21 protein-coding genes, 1 tRNA gene and 1 other RNA gene are annotated in these 21979 nt (G+C 64.4%); 18 read left to right on the forward strand and 5 right to left on the reverse strand.

What is annotated here, in order from left to right; all coding sequences use genetic code 11:
- Positions 1-192 precede the first annotated feature (192 nt).
- On the forward strand, positions 193-807 hold the full coding sequence (locus ABWO17_RS08025) for a hypothetical protein (RefSeq protein ID WP_353117353.1): 615 nt from the start codon (positions 193-195) through the stop codon (positions 805-807).
- Between the two features lie 113 nt (positions 808-920).
- On the opposite strand, the gene ABWO17_RS08030 is transcribed toward ABWO17_RS08025, so the two are convergent.
- Complete coding sequence (locus ABWO17_RS08030; RefSeq protein ID WP_353117355.1) at positions 921-1874, reverse strand: sulfite exporter TauE/SafE family protein; 954 nt, start codon at positions 1872-1874, stop codon at positions 921-923.
- Positions 1875-2205: 331 nt separating this feature from the next.
- On the opposite strand from ABWO17_RS08030, the gene ABWO17_RS08035 reads away from it, so the two are divergent.
- The 6 genes from ABWO17_RS08035 to ffs all read left to right on the forward strand — a co-directional run bounded on the left by ABWO17_RS08035 (position 2206) and on the right by ffs (position 8045).
- On the forward strand, positions 2206-3294 hold the full coding sequence (locus ABWO17_RS08035) for a TOBE domain-containing protein (protein ID WP_353117357.1): 1089 nt from the start codon (positions 2206-2208) through the stop codon (positions 3292-3294).
- 279 nt (positions 3295-3573) lie between these two features.
- Positions 3574-4878, forward strand: a complete 1305-nt coding sequence (gene hisD / locus ABWO17_RS08040) for a histidinol dehydrogenase (RefSeq protein WP_353117359.1) — start codon at positions 3574-3576, stop codon at positions 4876-4878.
- A gap of 282 nt (positions 4879-5160) precedes the next feature.
- Positions 5161-6057, forward strand: a complete 897-nt coding sequence (locus ABWO17_RS08045; RefSeq protein ID WP_353117361.1) for a phosphoribosylaminoimidazolesuccinocarboxamide synthase — start codon at positions 5161-5163, stop codon at positions 6055-6057.
- A gap of 130 nt (positions 6058-6187) precedes the next feature.
- Positions 6188-6952 carry an enoyl-ACP reductase FabI gene (locus ABWO17_RS08050; protein ID WP_353117363.1) on the forward strand — a complete coding sequence of 255 codons (765 nt, stop codon included), beginning with the start codon at positions 6188-6190 and terminating at the stop codon, positions 6950-6952.
- Between the two features lie 885 nt (positions 6953-7837).
- Positions 7838-7929, forward strand: a tRNA-Ser gene (locus tag ABWO17_RS08055).
- A gap of 20 nt (positions 7930-7949) precedes the next feature.
- Positions 7950-8045, forward strand: an RNA gene (ffs, locus tag ABWO17_RS08060) — signal recognition particle sRNA small type.
- Between the two features lie 215 nt (positions 8046-8260).
- Here ffs and ABWO17_RS08065 read toward each other — a convergent pair.
- The 4 genes from ABWO17_RS08065 to mnmL form a co-directional block, all read right to left on the reverse strand.
- Positions 8261-8728, reverse strand: coding sequence for a DUF3010 family protein (locus ABWO17_RS08065; protein ID WP_353117365.1), 468 nt, complete (start codon positions 8726-8728; stop codon positions 8261-8263).
- 81 nt (positions 8729-8809) lie between these two features.
- Positions 8810-9139: a hypothetical protein gene (locus ABWO17_RS08070; RefSeq protein ID WP_353117367.1), complete on the reverse strand. Its 330-nt coding sequence runs from the start codon at positions 9137-9139 to the stop codon at positions 8810-8812.
- An 8-nt stretch (positions 9140-9147) separates the two neighbouring features.
- Positions 9148-9792, reverse strand: a complete 645-nt coding sequence (locus ABWO17_RS08075; protein ID WP_353117369.1) for a methylated-DNA--[protein]-cysteine S-methyltransferase — start codon at positions 9790-9792, stop codon at positions 9148-9150.
- Positions 9793-10086: 294 nt separating this feature from the next.
- Positions 10087-11196: a tRNA modification radical SAM protein MnmL/YtqA gene (gene mnmL, locus ABWO17_RS08080; protein WP_353117371.1), complete on the reverse strand. Its 1110-nt coding sequence runs from the start codon at positions 11194-11196 to the stop codon at positions 10087-10089.
- 81 nt (positions 11197-11277) lie between these two features.
- Between mnmL and ABWO17_RS08085 the strand changes: the two genes are divergently transcribed.
- The 11 genes from ABWO17_RS08085 (at position 11278) to ABWO17_RS08135 (ending at position 21972) form a co-directional block, all read left to right on the forward strand.
- Positions 11278-12318, forward strand: coding sequence for a rod shape-determining protein (locus ABWO17_RS08085; RefSeq protein WP_007527040.1), 1041 nt, complete (start codon positions 11278-11280; stop codon positions 12316-12318).
- A gap of 85 nt (positions 12319-12403) precedes the next feature.
- Positions 12404-13447, forward strand: a complete 1044-nt coding sequence (gene mreC, locus ABWO17_RS08090; RefSeq protein ID WP_353117373.1) for a rod shape-determining protein MreC — start codon at positions 12404-12406, stop codon at positions 13445-13447.
- A gap of 136 nt (positions 13448-13583) precedes the next feature.
- A complete protein-coding gene (locus ABWO17_RS08095; protein WP_353117375.1) occupies positions 13584-14054 on the forward strand; it encodes a DEAD/DEAH box helicase family protein in 471 nt (156 codons plus the stop codon).
- Positions 14038-16293: a penicillin-binding protein 2 gene (gene mrdA, locus ABWO17_RS08100; RefSeq protein WP_353117377.1), complete on the forward strand. Its 2256-nt coding sequence runs from the start codon at positions 14038-14040 to the stop codon at positions 16291-16293. Before ABWO17_RS08095 ends, mrdA begins: the two co-directional genes overlap by 17 nt.
- Complete coding sequence (gene rodA, locus ABWO17_RS08105; protein WP_353117379.1) at positions 16290-17405, forward strand: rod shape-determining protein RodA; 1116 nt, start codon at positions 16290-16292, stop codon at positions 17403-17405. The genes mrdA and rodA overlap by 4 nt, the downstream gene beginning before the upstream one ends.
- 59 nt (positions 17406-17464) lie before the next feature.
- Positions 17465-17806, forward strand: a complete 342-nt coding sequence (locus ABWO17_RS08110; protein WP_353117381.1) for a bactofilin family protein — start codon at positions 17465-17467, stop codon at positions 17804-17806.
- A 186-nt stretch (positions 17807-17992) separates the two neighbouring features.
- Positions 17993-18409, forward strand: a complete 417-nt coding sequence (locus tag ABWO17_RS08115; protein ID WP_353117383.1) for a F0F1 ATP synthase subunit B — start codon at positions 17993-17995, stop codon at positions 18407-18409.
- A gap of 39 nt (positions 18410-18448) precedes the next feature.
- Positions 18449-19018: a F0F1 ATP synthase subunit B gene (locus ABWO17_RS08120; RefSeq protein WP_353117499.1), complete on the forward strand. Its 570-nt coding sequence runs from the start codon at positions 18449-18451 to the stop codon at positions 19016-19018.
- Entirely contained in the window at positions 19015-19566 is a 552-nt protein-coding gene (gene atpH / locus ABWO17_RS08125; RefSeq protein WP_353117385.1) for an ATP synthase F1 subunit delta, read from the forward strand. The genes ABWO17_RS08120 and atpH overlap by 4 nt, the downstream gene beginning before the upstream one ends.
- Before the next feature lie 4 nt (positions 19567-19570).
- Positions 19571-21079, forward strand: a complete 1509-nt coding sequence (gene atpA, locus ABWO17_RS08130; RefSeq protein WP_353117387.1) for a F0F1 ATP synthase subunit alpha — start codon at positions 19571-19573, stop codon at positions 21077-21079.
- A gap of 14 nt (positions 21080-21093) precedes the next feature.
- A complete protein-coding gene (locus ABWO17_RS08135; protein WP_353117388.1) occupies positions 21094-21972 on the forward strand; it encodes a F0F1 ATP synthase subunit gamma in 879 nt (292 codons plus the stop codon).
- Positions 21973-21979: the final 7 nt, after the last annotated feature.

Below are 21979 nucleotides of genomic sequence, written 5' to 3' on the forward strand. Positions count from 1 at the left end.
CGCCCGGCGGGCACACAATCACCACGGAGCGGGGCAAAAGGCAAGGGGGAGGCCGGGGTGTATCGTGCAGGGGCGCATGCAGGGGGGAATCAGTGCATGACTATCCTGTATCGAGTGGGGTATGGGTGGCGCTAGCACAAGATGCAGGGCGTCTGTGCGGGGGAAACCTGGGGGCGCGGCACGGAGGTGTCTATGGTTTCGGTTGTGTTGGCGATAGTGTTGTGCGCCGCTTATGGGATATTTCTGGAAATATGGACAAGGCGAAAGGCGCTGGCCGTTCAGAATAGAATGCCGGACTTCGTGGGTTTCGGAGTCAAGGATGTGGGAAGCGTGCGCAAGATTGAGAAGAGGTATAGGTGCGGCGTATTTTTTGTTGTATCATTTCTGGTAATTGCGTGCTTTCCGATGGCGCTTATGATAGATGTTTGCAGAAAATTTCCTGATGAATTTGTTGTAGGTGTGGTGATGTTGCCGATAGTATGCATCACGTTTTATATGGCGTATTCATTTATGAATTACATGAGGCTTTCTGGTGTGTATTGCGATGATGAAATGATGATATGGAGAAACTGGAAAACTGGACAATGGGATGCGTTTGCATATGTGGATATCGAAGGTGTAAAATTTTCAAGAGAAAGCGTAGTCTGCTATGTGCGTTTGAAGAACGGGAGGGAAGTCAAATTGATCTTGTTGAGCGACAGTTCGATGCTGCGCAAGGTGGCTGTGGAACTTATGGAAAGAAAGTATGAGAAGACGGCAGGAGTAGTCACCCGTATATATGACAAGATTTCGAACAGGTTCAAATGATTGGGTAGCCAAATCGAGAGCTTTGCTCCGCCGCAGAGACCGCTTCTGGGGCCATGCTCCATGGATCCATTGATTGAGGCGAGGAATTTTCGCGTGTGTGGGCGCCACTGTTTCTACCTGAAAAACTCCACCACGTACTTGCCCGCCGTGAACAGCAGGATGACGCACAGCATCCACTTGATCAGGTTTGCGGGCACGTGCTTCTGGCAGCGCGCGCCCAGGTACATGCCCGCCATGCCGCCAATGCCCAGCAAGAGGCCCAGCGTCCAGTCCGGGGCCACGGACATGTGCGGGTACAGCGGCGCGATGGCCATGTAAAAGGCGACGCCCGCCACGGAAGTGACAAAGGTGCCCATCAGGGCCGCGCCCGCCACGGTGTACACCGGCAGCCCGAAGAAAGAGACGAAGAACGGCGCGATGATGGCCCCGCCGCCAATGCCGTACACCCCGCCCACGATCCCCACGATGAAGCTCAGGGTAAAGATGCCCACGGTACGGAAGCTGTAGGTTTCGCCGTAGAAGCTGTACGAGATGCGCGACAGGCAGCACTCGTTCAGGCACACGGCGGGCAGGTCGTCGGGGTTCCTGCCTTCCGCCGCCGCCTTTTCGCGGTGGGTGCGCACCAGCGTGCGGAACTTTTCCTCCGCCGTGGCCTTGCCGTTGCCCGCCTTCTTCTTGGTCAGGTCGCGCACCATGCGCAGGGCGATGTAGGCCAGCACGCACGAGGCAAACAGCTTGAAGTCGCGTGCGTTGGGCAGGTACGTCACCCGTACGAAGGCCCCTATCAGCACCCCCGGCAGCGTGCCGATGATCACCACCCACGTCAGCGGCCAGACCATGCGCCCTTCGCGGATGTAGCGGTACACCCCGCTGGGGATGGCCACCACGTTGTAGAACTGGTTGGTGGCGCTGACGGAGGGGTTCACGTAGCCCAGAAAGGACATCTGGAAGGGCAGCAGCAGGAACGCGCCCGACACGCCCCCCATGGACATGAAGAACGACACCACAAAGGCCACCAGCGGCGGTAGCCACGGTTCCGCGTGTATGCCTGCGACGGGGAAGTACATGGTGTCCTCCTGTGTCGGGATGCCGGGGTGGGTAGGGCGATGGGAGCGCTTGGCTGACGGGGCCGGTTGGGGATGCCGGGCGGGCTTGCTGGCCGGTGCGGTTGCCTTGTCCGGCTGTTTTTTTGACTCTTGCTGACACGTTTTTTATAATCTTCGTGTCAATGAAAAGATAGCGCACCGATGGTCCGTTGTCACGGATTATTTTATTTCCATGTCTGTGCGTGAAATGAATCTCGGCTTTGATTTTCGCGCGGCTGCGCCTATATGATGGAAATTCGGGCACCGGATGGGCCGCATCCGGCACCACGCGTACGCAACCAACGGGACACCCATGCGACAGGACGACAGCCTTGAACGAATCTGGGAAGCGCTGGCCGAAAACGTGGCGGAACGCCGCCACAACCCGGCGGGCATGCTCTCCATTCCCGATGACGTGAAGTATCTGGACACGGTGGAACTGGCCCGGCTTGAAGAAGCCTTCCGCCTGTGGGCCGCCCGTCCGGCGCGGGGCGACGTGCGCCGCTCGCGCCTGCGCATGCTGCTGGTGTTCCTGCTCATTCGCCATACCGGGGCGCGCCTGGGCGAGGTGCTGGCCCTTGCCCCCACCCGCGACATCGACGTGGCGCGCGGCGTGGCCCGGCTGGGCGAACCCGTGCGCGAACTGCAACTGCCGCCAGACCTGGTCACCCAGCTTGGCGACCTGCTGGACGAGGCCGTGGCGGGCGAGGGCGAACACCCCTTCGCCGTGGACCAGGCCCATGTGCGCCGCAAGTTCTACGAACGCGCCCACGAATGCGACCTTGCCCCGGACCTTGCCAACCCCAGCGCCCTGCGCCGCTCGCGGGCCATCGAGCTGTTGCGTTCCGGCCTGCCGCTGCCGGTGGTGCAGCGCCTGCTGGGCCATTCCACGGCCAGCCTGACGGCGGCGTACATCGACGTTTCGAGCGAGGACATGCAGCGCATGGTGGGGCACGCGCTGGACCGCGAACAGCGCCGCCGCACCAGCGCGCGCAATGCCTTTTACGGGCGCATCGCGGCGGTGGTGCGCGGCGACGTGCAGTCCGTCGTTTCGGTGCAGACGCCGTCGGGCATCCGGGTGGCATCGGTCATCACCAACGACAGTCTGGACAATCTGGGGCTGCGCCCCGGCGTGTTCGCGGCGGCAGAGGTGAAGGCCCCGTGGGTGGTGCTGACCGTGGGCAGCGAGGCCCCGTCGTCCACGGCGGGCAACGTGTACCCGGCCACCATCGTCAAGGTGGTGGTGGGCGCGGCCACGGCAGAAGCGGTGGCGCGCCTTGCGGACGGCACCGAGATATGTTCGGTGCTCACATCCGACAGGGTGCGCGCGCTGGACCTGGCCGTGGGCACCCCGGTGTGGGTGCTGATCAATGTGTTTTCGGTCATCCTGAACGTAAGCTGACGGGCGGCGTAACGCCTGCGGAGTGGCCCCTGCGCGCACTGCGCCCGCTGTTTCCCCCGTTCCCCCGGTCTTCCTCCCCGGTCCGTCGCCAGCCCACCACCGCAGCGGGGCCGGACCGTGCGTCAGTGCGGCACTCTCGACTTTTGCCCGGCGCTCCGGTATGTGGCGCGGACACACCCATTGCCGCCTGTGCGCGCAGGCAGCCACCGCTGGCCCGCCCGCCGCGCGGCACTCCGAAGCACACCGCCGCATACAGGTCGCACTCTCAAGGAGGCCGCCATGCCCTGCCGTACGCTCTTCCTCCGGTCGGTGGATGACTGGAAGGAACTGCAGGCCCTGCTCGCGGGACGCGACAACCCCGGCGACACCGTGGAACCCGCCGTCCGCGAGATTCTGGATACCGTCCGCACCGGGGGCGATGCCGCCCTGGCCGACTACACCAGCCGTTTCGACTGTCCCGGCTTCGACGCCGCGCGCATCCGCGTGGATGAAGACGAAATCGCCGCCGCCCTCGCAGAGGTCGGCCCCGACGACCGGGCCATCATTGCCGAAGCCGCCGCCAACATCCGCGCCTTTCACGAGGCGCAGAAGGAGCGGTCGTGGTTCACCACCCGGCCCGATGGTTCGGTGCTGGGGCAGATGGTCACCCCCGTGGACCGCGCCGGGCTGTACGTGCCCGGCGGGCAGGGCGGCAACACCCCGCTCATTTCCAGCCTGCTGATGAACGCCATTCCGGCCCAGGTGGCCGGGGTGCCGGAAATCGCCGTCATTTCGCCGCCCCGCAAGGACGGCACGCTGAACCCGTTCATTCTTGCCGCCGCGCACCACCTGGGCATTACCGAGGTGCACCGCGCGGGCAGCGCCTGGGCCATCGCCGCCCTGGCCTTCGGCACTGAAACGGTGCGCCCCGTGGATGTCATCGCCGGGCCGGGCAACATCTGGGTGACCACGGCCAAGCGGCTGCTTATCGGCAGGGTGGGCATAGACATGATCGCCGGGCCCAGCGAAATCCTGATCCTGGCCGACCACACCGCCCGCGCGGACTGGGTGGCTGCCGACATGCTGTCGCAGGCCGAGCACGACCCGCTGGCCTCGTCCATCTGCATTACCGATTCGCCCGCGCTGGTGGACGCGCTGAAGCTGGAACTGGTCGCCCAGTGCGACACGCTGCCCCGCGCGGACATTGCCCGCAAGGCGCTGGCCGACTGGGGCGCCATAGTGGTGGTGCCCGACATGGCCACCGGGGTCGCCATCAGCAATATGATCGCGCCGGAGCATCTGGAAGTGCTGACCAAGGACCCGTGGGCGCTGCTGGGCACCATCCGTCATGCCGGGGCCGTGTTTCTGGGCGGCTGGTCGCCGGAACCGGTGGGCGACTACTACGCCGGTCCCAACCACGTGCTGCCCACCATGGGCACGGCGCGCTTTTCGTCCGCGCTTTCGGTGCAGACCTTCTGCAAGCGCACCAGCGTCATTTCGGCCACCGCCGCGTTCACGCGCGGGCATGCCGCCTCCATCGCGCGGCTGGCACGGCTGGAAGGGCTGGAGGCGCACGCCCGCTCGGCGGAATCGCGCAACAAGTAGCGGTGGGCAGGGGGCGTTTTGCCGCCACGGCGTGGCGGGTGATACGGCCATCCTGCCCCGCTGGCATTTTTTGGCGCGCATCCGGTAGGGTGCGCGCTGGTCGGGCCGCCCGTCTTGTACGGTGCGCCCGTCCCGCGTTATCGTATCCAAGGGCCCGGCGGCCCGGCCCGCGCACGCGCGGCAGGGCGCCCGGGCTTGTCGGCATCCGCCATCGTGGCGCCGCAAGGCATCGCGCAGCATCGGCCCCGCAGCCGAAGACAACCGAAAGACAAGGGAAGATACATGCAGGTCGTCACGCAAACCGACATCAAGGAATACCCGCTGCTTTCGCGGGGCAAGGTCCGCGACATCTATGAGATCGACGCGCAGACCCTGCTCATCGTCACCACCGACCGCATGTCGGCCTTTGACGTGATCATGGGCGAGCCCATCCCCTACAAGGGCGTGATCCTGAACAGCATCACCCTGTTCTGGATGAACCGCTTCGCCGGGCTGGTGAAGAACCACCTGATCGAGCACGACGTGAACCGCTTTCCCGCGCCGCTCGCCCCTTACCGCGACATGCTGGAAGGCCGCGCCGTCATCGTGAAGAAGGCCAAGCCCCTGCCGGTGGAATGCATCGTGCGCGGGCACATCACCGGCTCCGGCTGGAAGGACTACAAGGCCACCGGCGCGGTGTGCGGCCACAAGCTGCCCGCCGGGCTGCTGGAATCGGCCAAGCTGGAAACCCCGCTGTTCACCCCCTCGACCAAGGCGGAACTGGGCGAGCACGACGAGAACATCAGCATCGAGCAGGCCGCGAAGCTGCTGGGCGACGACCTGGCCGCCAAGGTGCAGGAACTTGCCATCGCCATTTTCTCGCAGGGGCGCGAATACGCCGAGGGGCGCGGCATCATCATTGCCGACACCAAGTTCGAGTTCGGGCTGGTGGATGGCGAGGTGATCCTGATCGACGAGGTGCTGACCCCCGATTCGTCGCGCTTCTGGCCCGCCGCGGGGTACGCGCCCGGCAAGGGCCAGCCCAGCTTCGACAAGCAGTACCTGCGCGACTGGCTGGCCTCGCAGCCGTGGGACAAGACCCCGCCGCCCCCGGCCTTGCCGGAGCACGTCATTGCCGAGACGGGGAAGAAGTACCGCGAGGCGTATGAGATTTTGACCGGCCAGAAGCTGGCCGTCTAGTTACCGCACGTTTCATCACGGCACGCGGCGTTTTCGAGGGAAGAACGCCGCGTCGCCGCACGCCGGGATGCCGCGCCGCGCGCCGCATTCCCGTTTTTTGCAATCTACCCAGAACAACAGGGAGAACCGCATGCTGCTCGCAGGAAAGAAGGCTCTGATCTTCGGCGTGGCCAACAACAAGAGCATTGCCTATGGCATTTCCAAGGAATTCAAGGACCAGGGCGCCCAGTTGGCCTTCAGCTACGTGGGCGAGGCCATCCAGAAGCGCGTGGAGCCCATCTGCCAGGAACTGGGCGGCGACTTCACCTTCCCCTGTGACGTCACCGACGACGCGCAGGTGGCTGCCGCCGCCGAAATGGTGCGCGAGAAGTGGGGCACCGTGGACGTCATCGTCCATTCCGTGGCCTTTGCCCACCGCGACGACCTGCATGGCCGCTACATCGACACCACCCGCGACGGCTTCAAGCTGGCGCTGGACGTTTCCGCCTACTCGCTGGTGGCGCTGTGCAAGGCCTTCGAGCCGCTGCTGAACCCCGGCGCCTCGGTGCTGACCATGACCTACTACGGCGCGCAGAAGGTCATCACCAACTACAACGTCATGGGCGTGGCCAAGGCCGCGCTGGAAGCCTCCGTCCGCTACCTGGCCGTGGACCTGGGCGCCAAGGGCGTGCGCATTAACGGTCTGAGCGCCGGTCCCATCAAGACCCTGGCCGCCTCGGGCATTTCGGGCTTCAAGCAGATCCTGGACCACATCGAGGAACATTCGCCCATGCGCCGCAACGTGACTACCGAGGACGTGGGCCGCGCCGCCGTGTTCCTGGCTTCCGACCTGTCGTCCGCCATGACGGGCGAGGTGATGTTTGTGGATTCCGGCTACAACGTCATGGGCATCTAGGCGGGACTGTACACACTGCGTTCTTTCGCCCTCCGGCGGACCGACCCGGAGGGCGCGAAGCGTGGCCGTTAGGCGAGCTTGCGAGCCTTACGGCCATCGAGAGCAAAGCGTCAGACGTCGCCTTTTGCTCCGGTCACGTACGGAAGAGTACGCTCCCTTCGCAAAAGGGCTCGTCTTCCTTGCCGGAGAACGAAATTTCCGCAGTGTGAACAGTCCCTTGCGAACCGCCACGGTTTCGTTTTCTCAAAGGCTCACTCGCAAGGGTGGGCCTTTTGTTTGGGGTGTACAGGGGAATTGCGTGTTGCCGCGCGGGTGTGAGTGGAGAAGGGGGCGTCCGCTTGCCGGGCGCCATGCAGGGGGGCCTTCTCACGCTGTTGCCGTCCGGAAGGGGCGGGCGTAGGGATGCGGATGCGCCGGAGATGGCGGGCAGGTCGCCTGCGCTCCGGCAGTCGTACGCAAGGAGCCGTTCCCCATGTGGGAGATTCTGATACTGGTGGCCGTTCTGGTGGTGTGGCTGGTGGTGGCCGGGCGGTTTCTGCCTTCGGGCGGCGGGTGCTGAGGCCCGCCACGGGCACGCCGGGAGCGTGCCGGGATGGAAGATGACGCGCGGCACCGCGCGCGACAGGACAAGGACAGGACGTAGGCGGGCTGGCGGGCTGATTCAGGCATGTCAGATAGCCGGACAGCCGGGCAGGGCAGCCACCGTACGGCCAGGCAGCCGAGTTGGCCGGACCGCACGTTGCCGGGCAGGCGCACGGCGGCACGAACCCATCCGGATTCCGGCGGAATGCACCCTGCGGAACGGCGCGAGAAGGTTTGGCGCGCAACCCGCACTTTTCGCTTGCCATGCTGCCCCGGCGTCTGCTAGAGACTGCCTTCTCGCACGGAGAGGTGTCCGAGTTGGTCTAAGGAGCACGATTGGAAATCGTGTGTACGTTAATAGCGTACCGAGAGTTCGAATCTCTCCCTCTCCGCCAGTTTTTTTCGCTTGATCGCAGATCGGGAGCCGGACGGCGGCAACGCCGCCAACCCCGTCAGGTCCGAAAGGAAGCAGCGGTAACGGTTGTGGCCGGGTGTCCGGCTCCCTGAAGGCACAAGGAAACTTGTGCCTTCATCTGTTGTGTGTCGTGTTCATACCGCACGAGCACATCGGCGGCACCGTAAGCGCCCGCGTTGCGAGCGTTTCCGGACGGGGCAGCCCCTCTTGAGGGGAAGTCTCGGCATACCTCCGCCTCCTCCAAACAAGACGGCCAGCGCAATCGGGAGCGCTGGCCGTCTCGTTTTTGGCAAGGCTGCTTCCAGGGACTGTTACTCTTTTGCCCCTTTAAGCGCGATAAGAGCGGCAAGGCGTTTCGGCTTTGACGAAAACCTTTCACCTAGTTCTTGGTCAACGGTGGGGGCGTCGCCTTTTGCCTGTTTCTTTTCGTGTGCAGCTATGGTCTGCGGGGCAACAAGTTCGTCATTCGTGCCAGCGTGTTTTGCTGCCAGTTGCGCGGCTGCTTCTACCTTAACACGTTCTGGCGATACCGCACCCTTTCGTGGTGTCATTGCTTTTAAGATGTGTACATCAGTAACGCCGTTATCTTTGATCAAGCTTGCGATGATCTCATAGGCTACTGAGATGTTATCTGTTTGCTGTGCTCGATCTTGGAATTTGTGTACTTCTTTGCCCGTCTGGATAAATTTGGGGTTTTCTCCGTCGAATTCAACCACGGCAGTGTGCATGTCGTCCGGGCTGGGGACGATAGCCAAAACGACTTTCTTTTCTTTCGTCATGTAAGCCTCCGTTTGCGATGTTCCAAGTGGAGTGTTTCGCTGAGGCTATTTTAAAAATAGAAAAAAGTATATGGTGTGGTGTTAATCTTCCCCAAACCTCCCCGCGCCGTGGCCCATGCGGTTCACGTTGGCGGCCTCGCGGCTGGGCAGGGTGTACAGGCGTACCTTGTGGCTGCGTGGAAATTCCCGTTTCAGCAGGGTCTTCAGCAGGCGGCGCACCGCGTCGGCGGTCAGTCCGGTCCAGTTTTCCTCGTGGAATCCCGCCTCGAACACGTCATAGCTGTCCGGCCCGGTGCGCACGATGGCCACGGAGCGGTTGCGTTTGTACGTGCGCAGGTCCAGGCAGTGGCCCGCTTCCAGCCGGGGCAGCCGCTCGCACACCGTGGCGATAAGGGTGGTCTTGTCCAGCATGGGCCGGGTCAGTCCTTCATGGTGTCGTCGATGGCCCCTTCCAGCAGCAGCAACCAGCGCTTCATGGGCAGGCCGGACGCGCCGAAGCCGTGTAGCCGGATATTGCGGCCAGAGCCGCCCAGCACCCGGTGGCAGGGAATCACCAGCGGCCACGGGTTGCGCGCCATGATCTGCCCCACCCCGCGCGCCGCGCCGGGGCGGCCCGCCAGTGCGGCCAACCCGCCATAGGTGGTGATCTGCCCGTGCGGTACCTTGTCGCGCAGGGCCAGCAACACGTCGCGGGTGAAAGGGGTCAGCCCGTCCAGCAGCAAGGGCAGGTTGGGCCAACGGACTGGCTTTCCGGCCACGTAGTCGGCCAGTGCGGCCTGCACGGCGCGGCCATGCGCGGTGACCGGCCCTGCGGGCAGGTCGGGCCAGGCGTCCGGGCGCGGGTTGGCCCAGCCGTCGCGCGTAGCGGGCGCGGAAGCCAGCGCCGCGCCGTCCCAACTCATGGAAATTTCGCGCAGCCTGTCCTGCCCGTTGTGTGCGCGCCAGTGCAGGATCAGCGAAAGCGGCCCGGCCACCAGCCGTTCGCGCACCTCGTCGAACAGTGCGGTGTCGGGGATGTCGAGCGCGGCGCGGCGGCGGGGAGTGGCGGAACGGGGGTGCGACATGGGGTCTCCGAAGGTGAAAGGCGAATGTGTTCCGGGCGTGGGGTGTGCTCTGCCGGATTGAGGGGCGCGGCAAGGCGCGGCAGGCCGGGCAATGCAGTCCAGCGAGGCGGCCTCGAAAAAACAGCCTGCCGTTTCCATAGCCGGAAAGTCCGGCGACGGAAAAGGGGTGCCCGCGAGATGGGCCGCGCGAGGCACATCGGTTGGACGAGGCGCACCGGTTGGGCAAGGCCGAAGGCTGGGCAGATGGTTGTCGGCTGCGAGCCGGACGCGTTCAGCAGTGCAGGGCGGTCAGCGTCATTCGCCGTCCGCCACGGGGCGCAGATGCGGGAAAGCCACGCAGGCCGCCGCATATTCGGCCTCCCACGCGCGGGCCTGCTCCGTGTCCCGCAGACGCGGCGCGGCCCCCGGCAGGCGATGGGCAGGCACGGCGAACCAGGCGGGGGGTGCAGCCAGGGCAGGCGATGCGCCGAGGCCGTCCATGGCGTTCCCCTCGATCTCCTTCCCCTGCCATGTGTCCCGCTGGGCCAGCAGTTCGTGGATGCGCGCGGTGGTGGCGCGCTTGTCACCCGCCCAGTCCGGGGCCAGCAGCTCATTCCCCGCCGGGTCGCCGGTCAGGCGCTGGATGACGATTTCCGGACGCAGCCGGGGCAGGGCGCGGGCAATGAGGTCCGCGTACGCCTCGCGCGTCATGGGAACATACGCGCCTTCACGCCACTGCCGGGCCAGCGCGGTGCCTTCGCACACGTACAGGCCGTGAAACTTCACCCCGTGCACCGGCAGCCGGTTCACCCAGTCCACCGTGGCCAGAAAGTCGTCGCCGCTCTCGCCCGGCAGCCCGGCCATGAGGTGTGCGCATACCCGCAAGCCCCGCGCGGTGGCATCCCGCACGGCCCGTTCGGACGCGGCAGAGTCGTGCCCCCGGTTGATGCGGGCCAGCGTGGCGTCGTGGGCGGACTGCAACCCCAGCTCCAGCCAGACTTCCGGAAGGGGGAGCGCCGCTACCAAATCCAGTCGTTCATTGTCCACACAATCAGGACGAGTGCCCACAGCCGTTCCCACGATGCCCGGCAGAGCAGGCAACACGCCGAGAACACGGCGTAATTTGTCAATGGGACCATATGTGTTGGAAAACGATTGCAAATAGGCTATGAACAGACCGGCGTTGCGCGTGCGGGCGTAACGTCCCGTCCAGACCGTCCACTGTTCTTCCAGCGTCAGTCCATCTTCGCCAAGCCCGGAACCGGAACCGCGCGGGTTGCAGAACACGCAGCCCCCGCGCGACAACGTGCCGTCGCGATTGGGGCAGGAGAAGCCCGCATCAAGCGGCACCTTCTGGACGCGCGCACCGAAGCGCAACCGCAAATACGTCGCCAGCAGATGCAGCCGGGCCGTGGTGTTTTCCATTGACAATGGCTGTCCTTTTGGAAGAATGCCCTGTTTTCAACGTTGATACGCATTCCCCCTCAGAGAGGCAAGTAAGATAAAATGGCAAAGATACTGGATTTCGTTCTTGGAATGTTTTCCAACGACCTGGCCATAGACCTGGGTACGGCCAATACCTGCGTCTACGTCAAGGGCCAGGGCATCGTGCTGCGCGAGCCTTCGGTGGTGGCGGTGAAAAAAGACACGCGCGGCAATAACGTGGTGCTGGCCGTGGGCCACGACGCCAAGCGCATGCTGGGCCGCACCCCTGGAAACATCCAGGCCATCCGGCCCATGAAGGACGGCGTCATCGCCGACTTCGAGATTACCGAGGCCATGCTGCGCCACTTCATCTCGAAGGTGCACAATTCCCGCCGCCTGGTGCGGCCGCGCATCATGATCTGCGTGCCCACCGGCATCACCCAGGTGGAAAAGCGCGCGGTGAAGGAATCGGCCCAGAGCGCGGGCGCGCGTGAAGTGTACCTGATCGAGGAACCCATGGCTGCGGCCATCGGCGCCAACCTGCCCATTCAGGAACCCACCTCGAACATGGTCGTGGACATCGGCGGCGGCACCACCGAAGTTGCGGTCATCTCGCTGTCGGGCATCGTCTATTCGCGCTCGGTGCGCGTGGGCGGTGACAAGATGGACGAGGCGATCATGACCCACGTCAAGCGCAAGTACAACATGCTCATCGGTGAATCGTCGGCCGAAGAGATCAAGATCAAGATCGCCTCGGCCTACCCCATGGACCCCGAGCAGCAGCTCGAGGTGAAGGGCCGCGACCTCGTCACCGGCATTCCGCAGAATATCATCATCACCTCCGAAGAGGTGCGCAAGGCCATTTCCGAGCAGGTCGAAAGCATCGTCCAGGCGGTGCGCATCGCGCTGGAGCAGACCCCGCCGGAACTGGCGGCCGACATCGTGGACCGGGGCATCGTGCTCACGGGCGGCGGCGGCCTTCTGAAGGGGCTCGACCAGCTGCTGCGCGAAGAAACCTCGCTGCCCATCACCGTGGTGGACGATCCGCTCTCCACCGTGGTCATCGGCACCGGCAAGGCGCTGGACAATCTGCACATCCTGAAGGAGGTGTGCATAGATTAACGCCTCGCTCAAGCGCATCATCCTGCTTCTGGTACTGGCGCTGTTCCTGTACCTTGGCCTGTATACCTGGAACCAGAGAACCGGCGTGCTCGACAGGCTGGCGGAACACGCCGGTCTGGAATTCGTGGGCGCCATCCTGAAACCGGGGGTGTGGGCGAGGGACCAGGTCGTTTCGTCGTGGAACAATTACCTCGACCTGGTCGGGGTGCGCGAAGAAAACGAAGCGCTGCACGAACAGGTGCGCACTCTTTCGCAACAGGTGCAGGTTGCCTCCGAAGAGCGGGCCGAGCTGGCCCGTCTGCGCGCGTTGCTGGAACTGGAACCCCCCGAAGGGTGGCGGCCCTTGGGCGCGCGCGTGGTTGCCAACAGGCTTGGCCCGCAGGCGGCGCTGGAATCGGCCATCATCAGTCGGGGGTACTATTCCGGCGCGGGGCCGGGCACGCCCGTGGTCACCCACGAAGGCGTGGTGGGCCGCGTGTACCGTGCGGGGCCATACACCTCCACCGTGCTGCTGCTGACCGATCCGGGCAGCCGCATGGCCGTGCTCAGTGCGGTCAACCGTACGGCGGGCATTCTGGTAGGCACCGGGCCGCGCGGCCTGCTGGAGATGAAGTACGTGCCCCAGAACGCCCGCGTGGAAGTGGGTGAACTGGTGCTGACGTCCGGCCTTGAGGGCGCCTTTCCCAAGGGGGTGCCGGTGGCCCGTGTGGAAAGCGTGTCCCAGTCGGACCTTTCGCTGTTCCAGACCGTGTACGCCAGCCCCCTGGTCGACCTGGAGGCACTGGAAGAGGTGCTGCTGCTGGAACGGCCACCCGTGCAGCCCGGCGCGCACACGCCGCCCCTGCCCACGGTCAATGCCACGCAGGGCGTGGGACCGGGCACCGGCCACGGCCAGGGCAACGCCACCTCCGGACACGGCGGCCAGCGCGTGCAGCCCGTCCAACCCGTCCAGCCCGTCCAGTCCGGCCAGCAGGGAACGCGTGCACCGCGCCCGCAGCCGTCTGTTCAGCCGTCCACACAGCAGTCGGGCCAAGCTGGCCAGTCGGGCCAGTCGGGACAGTCGGGCCAGTCGGGGCAGGCTGCCCAGGCACCGCCCGCGCAGCCGCCCGTGCAGGCTCCCCGGCAATAGGCAGTATTCGCAGATTTGCGCCGCACCGCAGGGTTCGGCGTACGCGCGGTCGTCCCCGTTCGCGCGCGGCATCCAAACCCAGGCCCGCCAACCCACGCCCGTCCGGGCACAACCACCCAGCCATGCCGGAACCTTCATGAATTTCAGCAATCTTGCATGGTGGACCTGCTTCATCTTTGCGGGCGTGTGGCTCCAGCAGGTGCTGCCGGGCATCGACGTGCTGGTGGCCGGCCTGCTGGTGTCGCTGCAGGAGCGGCGCCACTACCAGACCTTCTGGCTGCTGCTGGTGCTGTTGCTGGTGCAGGAAGGGGCGGGCACGCTGGCCTTCGGTTCCACCGCCCTGTGGTACGGCACGCTGGTGGTCTTCTTCAACGTGGGGCGCTGGCTGTTCGAGGCGGAAAACCTGGCCTTCGTGGTATTGCTCAGCCTTGGGCTTGGGGCATGCCACTTCCTGTACACGCTGATGATGGCCTCTTTGCAGCAACTGGACATTCCGCAGGACAGGCTGTTTCTGGAAAGCGTGTGGCAGGCCTGTGTCATTCCCCCGGCCTGGTGGCTGACCCATTTCGTGCGCCGGAGATGCATGGGCGATGCGCATTCAGTTTGAGCCGGAAGGCTTTCAGCCGCCCCGCGCGGGCCTGATACTGCTCCAGTGCATTGTCGCGGGGCTGTTTTTTCTGTTCGTGGTGCGCTTCTGGTACCTGCAAATCCACCGGGGCGAGGAATTTGCCCGCCTTGCGCGCGAAAACAGGCTGCGCCAGGAGCGCATCTATGCCTCGCGCGGGCTGCTGCGCGACCGTGAGGGACGCCTGCTGGCCGAAAACCGGCCCGCCTTCGGCCTCGCCCTGGTGCGCGAAGATTGCCGCGACATTCCCTCCACCCTGGCCCAGGTCAGCGAGTGGACGGGCATCCCCCTCGAACAGCTTACCGCCAAGTTCAACCAGGACCGCCAGCGGGTGAAGCCCTTCGAGCATCTGCTGCTCATCTCCGACATGCCCTTCGACCTGCTGGCGCGCATCGAGAACCGGGTGCTGCAATGGCCGGGGCTCGAGATCGTCACCCGCTCCAAGCGCAACTACCCCCAGGGCGAGCTGATGGCCCATATCCTGGGGTACGTGGCCGAAGCCAACGAAAAGGAACTGGAAGACGACAAGGACCTGAACCTTGGCGACTTCGTGGGCAAGCAGGGGCTGGAACTGGTGCTGGAGCGCCGCCTGCGCGGCCAGAAGGGCCTGCACCAGTTGGAAGTGGACGTGCTGGGCCGCCAGTTGAACAAGAAGCTGGTGCAGGAGCCGGTGAGCGGCGAGAACATCGACCTTGCCATCGACCTTGCGTTGCAGCAGGTGGCCTGGGACGCGCTGGAAGACGAAACCGGGTGCGTGGTGGCCATGGACCCCGACACCGGCAAGCTGCTGGCCCTGGTCACCAAGCCGTCGTTCGACAACAACGCCTTTGCCGCCGGACTTTCGCTGAAGGAATGGACGGCCCTGCGCGACAACCCCCGCCACCCCTTGCAGAACCGCGTCATCCAGAGCGTGTACCCGCCTGGCTCGGTGTGGAAGCTGATGATGGCGGGCATGCTGCTGAACGAGGGCGTGAACCCCACCGACTCGGTGTGGTGCACGGGCGAGGTGGCCCTGGGCAAGCAGGTGTTCCGCTGCTGGAAGAAGGGCGGGCATGGCCGCGTGGACATGATGCGCTCGCTCATCGAATCGTGCGACGTGTACTATTACCAGATGAGCGACCGCTTCGGCATCGACAAGATCGAGGCCTTCGCCAAGGCCTGCGGCTTCGGCGCGCCCACGGGCATCGACCTGCCGCACGAAAAGTCCGGCCTTGTGCCCTCCAAGGCGTGGAAGCGCCGCCGCTTCGGCGAGCCGTGGCACCGGGGCGAGACGCTGAACGTTTCCATCGGCCAGGGCTTCACCCTGGTCACGCCGGTGCAGGTGGCGGCCTTCGTTTCCGCCCTGATGAACGGGGGCAAGCTGCTGAAGCCCAGCCTGCTGGTGGACGAGGACCCGGTGGTGCGGTCTTCGCTGCCGTTCACCGCCGCCGGGCGCAAGATGATTCTCGACGGCATGCGCCTGACCGTCAATGACGACCGGGGCACCGCCAAGGTGCTGCGCCGCGCCGATGCCGTCATGGGCGGCAAGACCGGCACCGCGCAGGTCACCAAGCTGAAGATGGTGGGTGAAGAACGCGTGCGCACCGAAAACCTAGCCTACGAGCACCGCGACCACGCCTGGATCGCCACCTGGGGTGAAAAGGCGGGCAAGCGGCTGGTCGTCGTGGTCATGCTGGAGCATGGCGGCCATGGCGGCTCGGACGCCGGTCCGGTTGCGCGCCGGGTGTACGACAAGTTTTTCGGCCTGCCGCCGGGCTCTGTGCCGCAGGTGCCCGCCGTGCAGGCTGTTCCCGCCAATCCCGCCAGTTCGGTCAGTCCGGCCAGTCCGGCCAATTCCGCCAGCCCCGCCAGTCCGGCCAGCCCGGCGAGCACGGGCGTGGCTGCCCCCGTGCAGCAGGTGCCCCCCGCCCCGGTCACTCGCCCGGCCACACCGTCCGCCCGCCAGGGCGAGCCAGACACGCCAGACACGCCAGACACGCAGGACAGTGTGGAAGAAGGCCTGCGCACGGTGCCCACGGGGCGCCCGGCCCGGTCTGCGGGACACGGCGCATCCCGGTCGTCCGGGTCTTCCGAAGTCGAGGACGCGCGCGAAGGGCAGCACCGCTACGATCCAGACACCTTCGATCCCGACGCCGCCACGCCGGACGGGCGGGGCAGCGACGACGGCGTGGTGCCGCCGCTGCGGCGCTTCCAGAACGTGGCCCCGGAGGACGGACAATGAGCCCCATCGACCGACGCTTGATCACCCACATGAACTGGGGCCTGGTGGGCTTCACGGGGCTGCTGTTCCTGTTCGGGGTGGCCAACCTGTACTCGGCCAGCGGCGTGCGCATGGAAGACGGCATCGTGGTTTCCACGTTCTACCAGAAGCAGTTGCTGTGGGGGCTGATGGGGCTTGGCGGCATGGTTTTCTTCATGCTGTTCGACTACCGGCACATGAAAAGCCTGGCCCTGCCGCTGTTCATCGTCACCATGATCCTGCTGGCCGCCATTCCCGTGTTCGGCAAGGTGGTCTACGGCGCGCGGCGGTGGCTGCCGCTGGGGTTCATGAACCTGCAACCCAGCGAGGTGGCCAAGATCGCCATCCTGATCATGGGGGCGCGCTTTCTGTCGCGCAGCCGCGAGCCGCTGGGGTGGAAGGGGGTGTTCGAGGTGCTGGCGCTGGGCGGACTGCCCGCCGGGTTCATCGTCATGCAGCCGGACCTTGGCACCACGCTGCTGCTGCTCATGCTGCTGGGCGGCATCACCCTGTTCCACGGGGTACAGCCGGGCGTGCTGAAAACCTGCCTGGTGGTGGTTCCCTCCATGCTGCCGCTGGCGTGGTTTCGCCTGCACGATTATCAGAAGCAGCGCATCATGACCTTTCTCGATCCCGGCAACGACCCGCTGGGGGCGGGGTACCACATCATCCAGTCGCAGATAGCCATCGGTTCCGGCCAGTTGTGGGGCAAGGGATTTCTGGGGGGCACGCAAAGCCAGCTGCGCTTTCTGCCGGAAAAGCATACCGACTTCGCCCTCGCCGTGTTCGGCGAGGAATGGGGGTTCATCGGGTGCGTGCTGCTGGTGGTGCTGTTCTGCCTGTTCCTGCTCAGCATCTTCAACACCGCGCGTGATGCCAAGGACCGCTTCGGCAGCTACCTGACGGTGGGGGTGTTCTTCTATTTCTTCTGGCAGATACTGATCAATATGGGCATGGTCATGGGGCTCATGCCGGTGGTGGGGGTGCCCCTGCCGTTCATCAGCTACGGCGGCAGCGCAACCCTGGTCAATTTCTGCCTGATTGGGATCGTGCTCAATGTCTCCATGCGGAGATTCATGTTCAAAACCTCGTGATTGCTGAAACTACGAAGCGCGACAGCGTTGCACTTTCGCTCACAAAGGAGGCGACACACATGGCAAGGGACGAGATAAACGCCTTCCTCGGCGCGGGCACCGTATACCAGGGCCAGCTGAGTTTTCAGGGCGCGGTGCGCATTGACGGCAACTTCGTGGGTGAGGTGCATTCCGAGGGCACCCTTATCGTGGGCAAGGACGCCAACGTGGAAGGGCAGCTGCGCGTGGGCCAGCTCATCCTGTCCGGCAGGGTCACCGGCGAGGTGGCAGCCCAGCGCAAGGTCATCCTGCACCGTACGGGCAATCTGAACGGCAATCTGGCCACCCCCGTGCTGGTGATGGAGGAAGGCGCCGTCATCGAAGGGCGCATCACCATGCAGCCCGTGGAAAAGACGGAATAAACCCCCTTCGTTCACATGCCTTTTCCGGCCGCCTTTGGGCGGCTTTTTCATTTGTATCGGAATGACGGCGGGTTGGCTTGCAGAAGACTGTTTGGAAAGGAAAAAAGACTTTGACACCCCCGTGGTAATCAGCTAAATCCTACCCGACTTTGAGCTTAAATTCACAACCTCACCAAGGGAGCAGGCATGATCGATCTGAACATCACCTTCTTCTTCCAGTTGGTGAACTTCCTTGTGACGCTGGTTGTCCTGAATGCCATCCTCATCCGGCCGGTGCGGGATATCATCAGACAGCGGCGTGACAAGATGTCCGGTCTTCTCGGCGAGTCGGAGCAGTTCGCCGGTCAGGCCGACACCAAGCTGAAGAATTACGAGGCCACCCTTGTCAAGGCCCGCGCCGAAGCCACGGCCGAGCGTGACAAGGCCCGCGCCGAGGGCGTGGCCCGGGAGCAGGTGATCCTGGCCAGCGCCGGCAGGCAGGCCCAGGATTACCTCGAAAAGTCCCGTCAGGAGGTGGCCGTGCAGGTGAAGACCGCCATGGACACCCTGAAGGGGCAGGTCGACGCGCTGGCCGCCAAGGCTACCGCCAAGGTGCTGGGCTAAGACTCCACGTCAGTGCGCAACAGCAAGGAGGGATCGGCGTTGAAAGGGCTGAAACACAGTGCAGCGGCGCTCGGACTGGTGCTTGCCACCGCCGGCGTGGCGCTGGCCTCCGAAGGCGGGGGCGAGCATCATGCCGACTGGGGCAACTTCGCCTTCCGTGTCGCCAACTTCGTCATCTTCATCGGCATCATCTACTGGGCCGCGGGCAAGAAGATTGTGGGCTTCTTCTCCGGCCGCAGGAAGGGAATCGAGCAGGAACTGAACGACCTTGAAAGCCGCAAGGCCGAGGCCGCGAAGAACCTGGCCGATGTTGAACGCCGCATTGCGAACCTTGAGCAGGAGCGGCAGGCCATTCTTGCCGAATACCGCGCCCAGGGCGAAGCCATGCAGGCCGCCATCATCGAGAAGGCGGAAAAGACCGCCGTCCAGATCACCGAGCAGGCCGGGCGCACGGCCGAGAACGAGATCAAGCAGGCCATGGAGACCATGCGCGCCGAGATGGCCGACCACATCATTGCCGCCGCCGAGAAGATGCTTCAGGAAAAGCTCACTGGTGAGGAGCACGAGAAGCTCATCGACAAATACTTAACGAAGGTGGTGCTCAATTGACCGGCAACATCGTAGCTCGCAGATACGCCCGTGCGCTTTTCGCGCTGGGCGCGAAATCGGGCGTCGGTGAGCTCGAGAAGTACGGCAATGACCTTGCCGCGCTTGCCGGGGCTCTCGACATGGCACCCGAACTTGGCCGCATCTTCCGCAATCCCATCATCACCGGCGATGAGAAGCGGAGCGTCATCCTCAAACTGGTCGAGAAGTACGGCGTCAGCGCCACCGTCCGCAATTTCTGTCTGCTGCTGACGGACAAGGGGCGCCTTGACTGCCTTTCCGACATCCAGGCCTTCTACGGCGTTCTCCTCGACGCTGAAAAGGGTGTCATCCGCGGCGAGCTGATGACGGCCGTTGAACTTGCGGAAGCAAAGCGCGTACAGGTCAAGGCAGCTCTTGAACAGCAGGCCGGACGCAAGCTGGAACTCACCTTCAGCGTGAACAAGGACATCCTTGGCGGCGTCGTGCTGAAGGTCGGCGACCGGGTGCTGGATGCCAGTCTGCGCGCGCAGTTAGGTATCCTCAAAGACAACATCAAGAGGGGTGAGTAGGGCTATGCAGATCAAAGCCGAAGAAATCAGCAAGATCATCGAAGAGCAGATCCAAAGCTATGAGCAGCGGGTCGAGATGAGCGAAACCGGCACCGTCCTTTCGGTCGGTGACGGCATTGCGCGCGTCTACGGCGTCCGCAACGCCATGGCCATGGAACTGCTTGAGTTCCCCGGCGGGCTCATGGGCATGGTGCTGAACCTTGAAGAGGACAACGTGGGTGTTGCTCTTCTGGGCGAAGACACCGGCATCAAGGAAGGCGACCCGGTCAAGCGTACCGGCAAGATCTTCTCGGTCCCCGTGGGTGACGAGGTCATGGGCCGCGTGCTCAACCCCCTCGGCCAGCCCATCGACGGCCTGGGCCCGCTGGAAGCCAAGGAGTTCCGCCCCGTGGAACTCAAGGCGCCCGGCATCATCGCCCGTAAGTCGGTGCATCAACCCATGCCCACCGGCATCAAGGCCATCGACGCCATGACGCCCATCGGCCGTGGCCAGCGCGAACTGATCATCGGTGACCGTCAGACCGGCAAGACCGCCGTGTGCATCGACGCCATCCTGGCCCAGCGCGACACCGGCATCCGCTGCTTCTACGTGGCCATCGGCCAGAAGAAGGCGACGGTTGCCCTGGTGGCCGACACCCTGCGCAAGCACGGTGCCATGGAATACACCACCATCATCTCCGCCACCGCTTCCGAGCCCGCGCCGCTGCAGTTCATCTCGGCGTACTCCGGCTGCACCATGGCCGAGTTCTACCGCGACAAGGGCGACCACGCCCTGATCATCTACGACGACCTTTCCAAGCAGGCCGTGGCCTACCGCCAGATGTCGCTGCTGCTCCGCCGTCCTCCGGGGCGCGAAGCCTACCCCGGCGACGTGTTCTACCTGCACTCGCGCCTGCTGGAACGCGCGGCCAAGGTCAACGATTCGCTGGGCGCCGGTTCGCTGACCGCCCTGCCGATCATCGAAACCCAGGCCGGTGACGTGTCCGCGTACATCCCGACCAACGTTATCTCCATCACCGACGGTCAGGTGTACCTGGAACCCAACCTGTTCAACGCGGGCATCCGCCCCGCCATCAACGTCGGTCTGTCGGTCTCCCGAGTGGGTGGCGCCGCGCAGATCAAGGCGATGAAGCAGGTTGCCGGTACCATGCGTCTCGACCTTGCCCAGTATCGCGAACTGGCTGCCTTCGCGCAGTTCGGTTCCGACCTCGACAAGGCCACCAAGCAGAAGCTCGACCGCGGCGCGCGCCTGGTGGAACTGCTGAAGCAGCCCCAGTACCAGCCCATGCCGGTGGAACAGCAGGTCGCCTCCATGTACGCCGCCACCCGCGGCCTGATGGATGAAGTGGCCGTTGCCGACATTCGCAAGTTCGAAGCCGAGATGATCGACTTCCTCAAGAACTCGAAGGCCGACATCCTGAACGACATCAAGACCAAGATGGCTCTCGACGCGGACATCGAAGACCGCCTGAAGGCAGCTGTTGCCGAGTTCAAAAAGGGCTTCCAAGCCTAGGCGGGAGGTAACCGATGCCTTCTTTGAAAGACGTCAAGGTCAAGATCGCCGGGGTCAAGAAGACCAAGCAGATCACCAAGGCCATGAACATGGTGGCCTCGGCGAAGCTGCGCGGTGCCCAGCAGCGCATAGAACGCTTCCGCCCCTACGCGGCCAAGTTCTATGACATGCTGGGAGACCTGGCGAGCAAGGCGGACAGCACCGCCCACCCGCTTCTGGAAGTGCGCGAGGAAATCAAGACGTGTGGGATCGTCCTCGCCACCTCGGACCGCGGGCTGTGCGGCAGCTTCAACTCCAACCTCATCTCCACCGCCCTGAAGCTGGCCGTCCAGAAGGCCGCGGAAGGCAAGAAGGTCAAGTTCTACTGCGTGGGCAAGAAAGGCCGCGACGCGGCCCGCAAGACCGACCACGAGGTCGCCATGGCGCTTGCCGACCAGATGGGCAGTTTCGACTTCCAGCTCGCCAACCGGATCGGGCTCGATGTCATCAATGCCTACCTGACGCGTGAACTGGACGAAGTGATCATGGTCTACGGCGAGTTCGTGAGCATGGCCAAGCAGGTGCCCGTTGCCCTGCCCATCCTGCCCATTGCTCCCAAGCTGGAGGAGGCCACCCCGGTTGCCGCCACCAACAAGGAGTACATCTACGAACCCGCCGTGGAGGGCCTGCTGGCCGAACTGCTGCCCCGCTTCATCAAGGTGCAGCTGTATCGTGGCCTGCTCGACACCTCCGCCAGCGAGCACGCGGCGCGCATGGCCGCCATGGATAACGCCACGCGCAGCTGCGACGACATGATCGGTTCCCTGACGCTGCTCTTCAACAAGACGCGGCAGGCTTCGATCACGCGCGACCTCATGGACATCGTCGGTGGCGCCGAGGCGCTGAAAGGCTAATAAGGGA

It is taken from the genome of Nitratidesulfovibrio sp. (assembly GCF_040373385.1).
GTDB lineage: Bacteria > Desulfobacterota > Desulfovibrionia > Desulfovibrionales > Desulfovibrionaceae > Cupidesulfovibrio.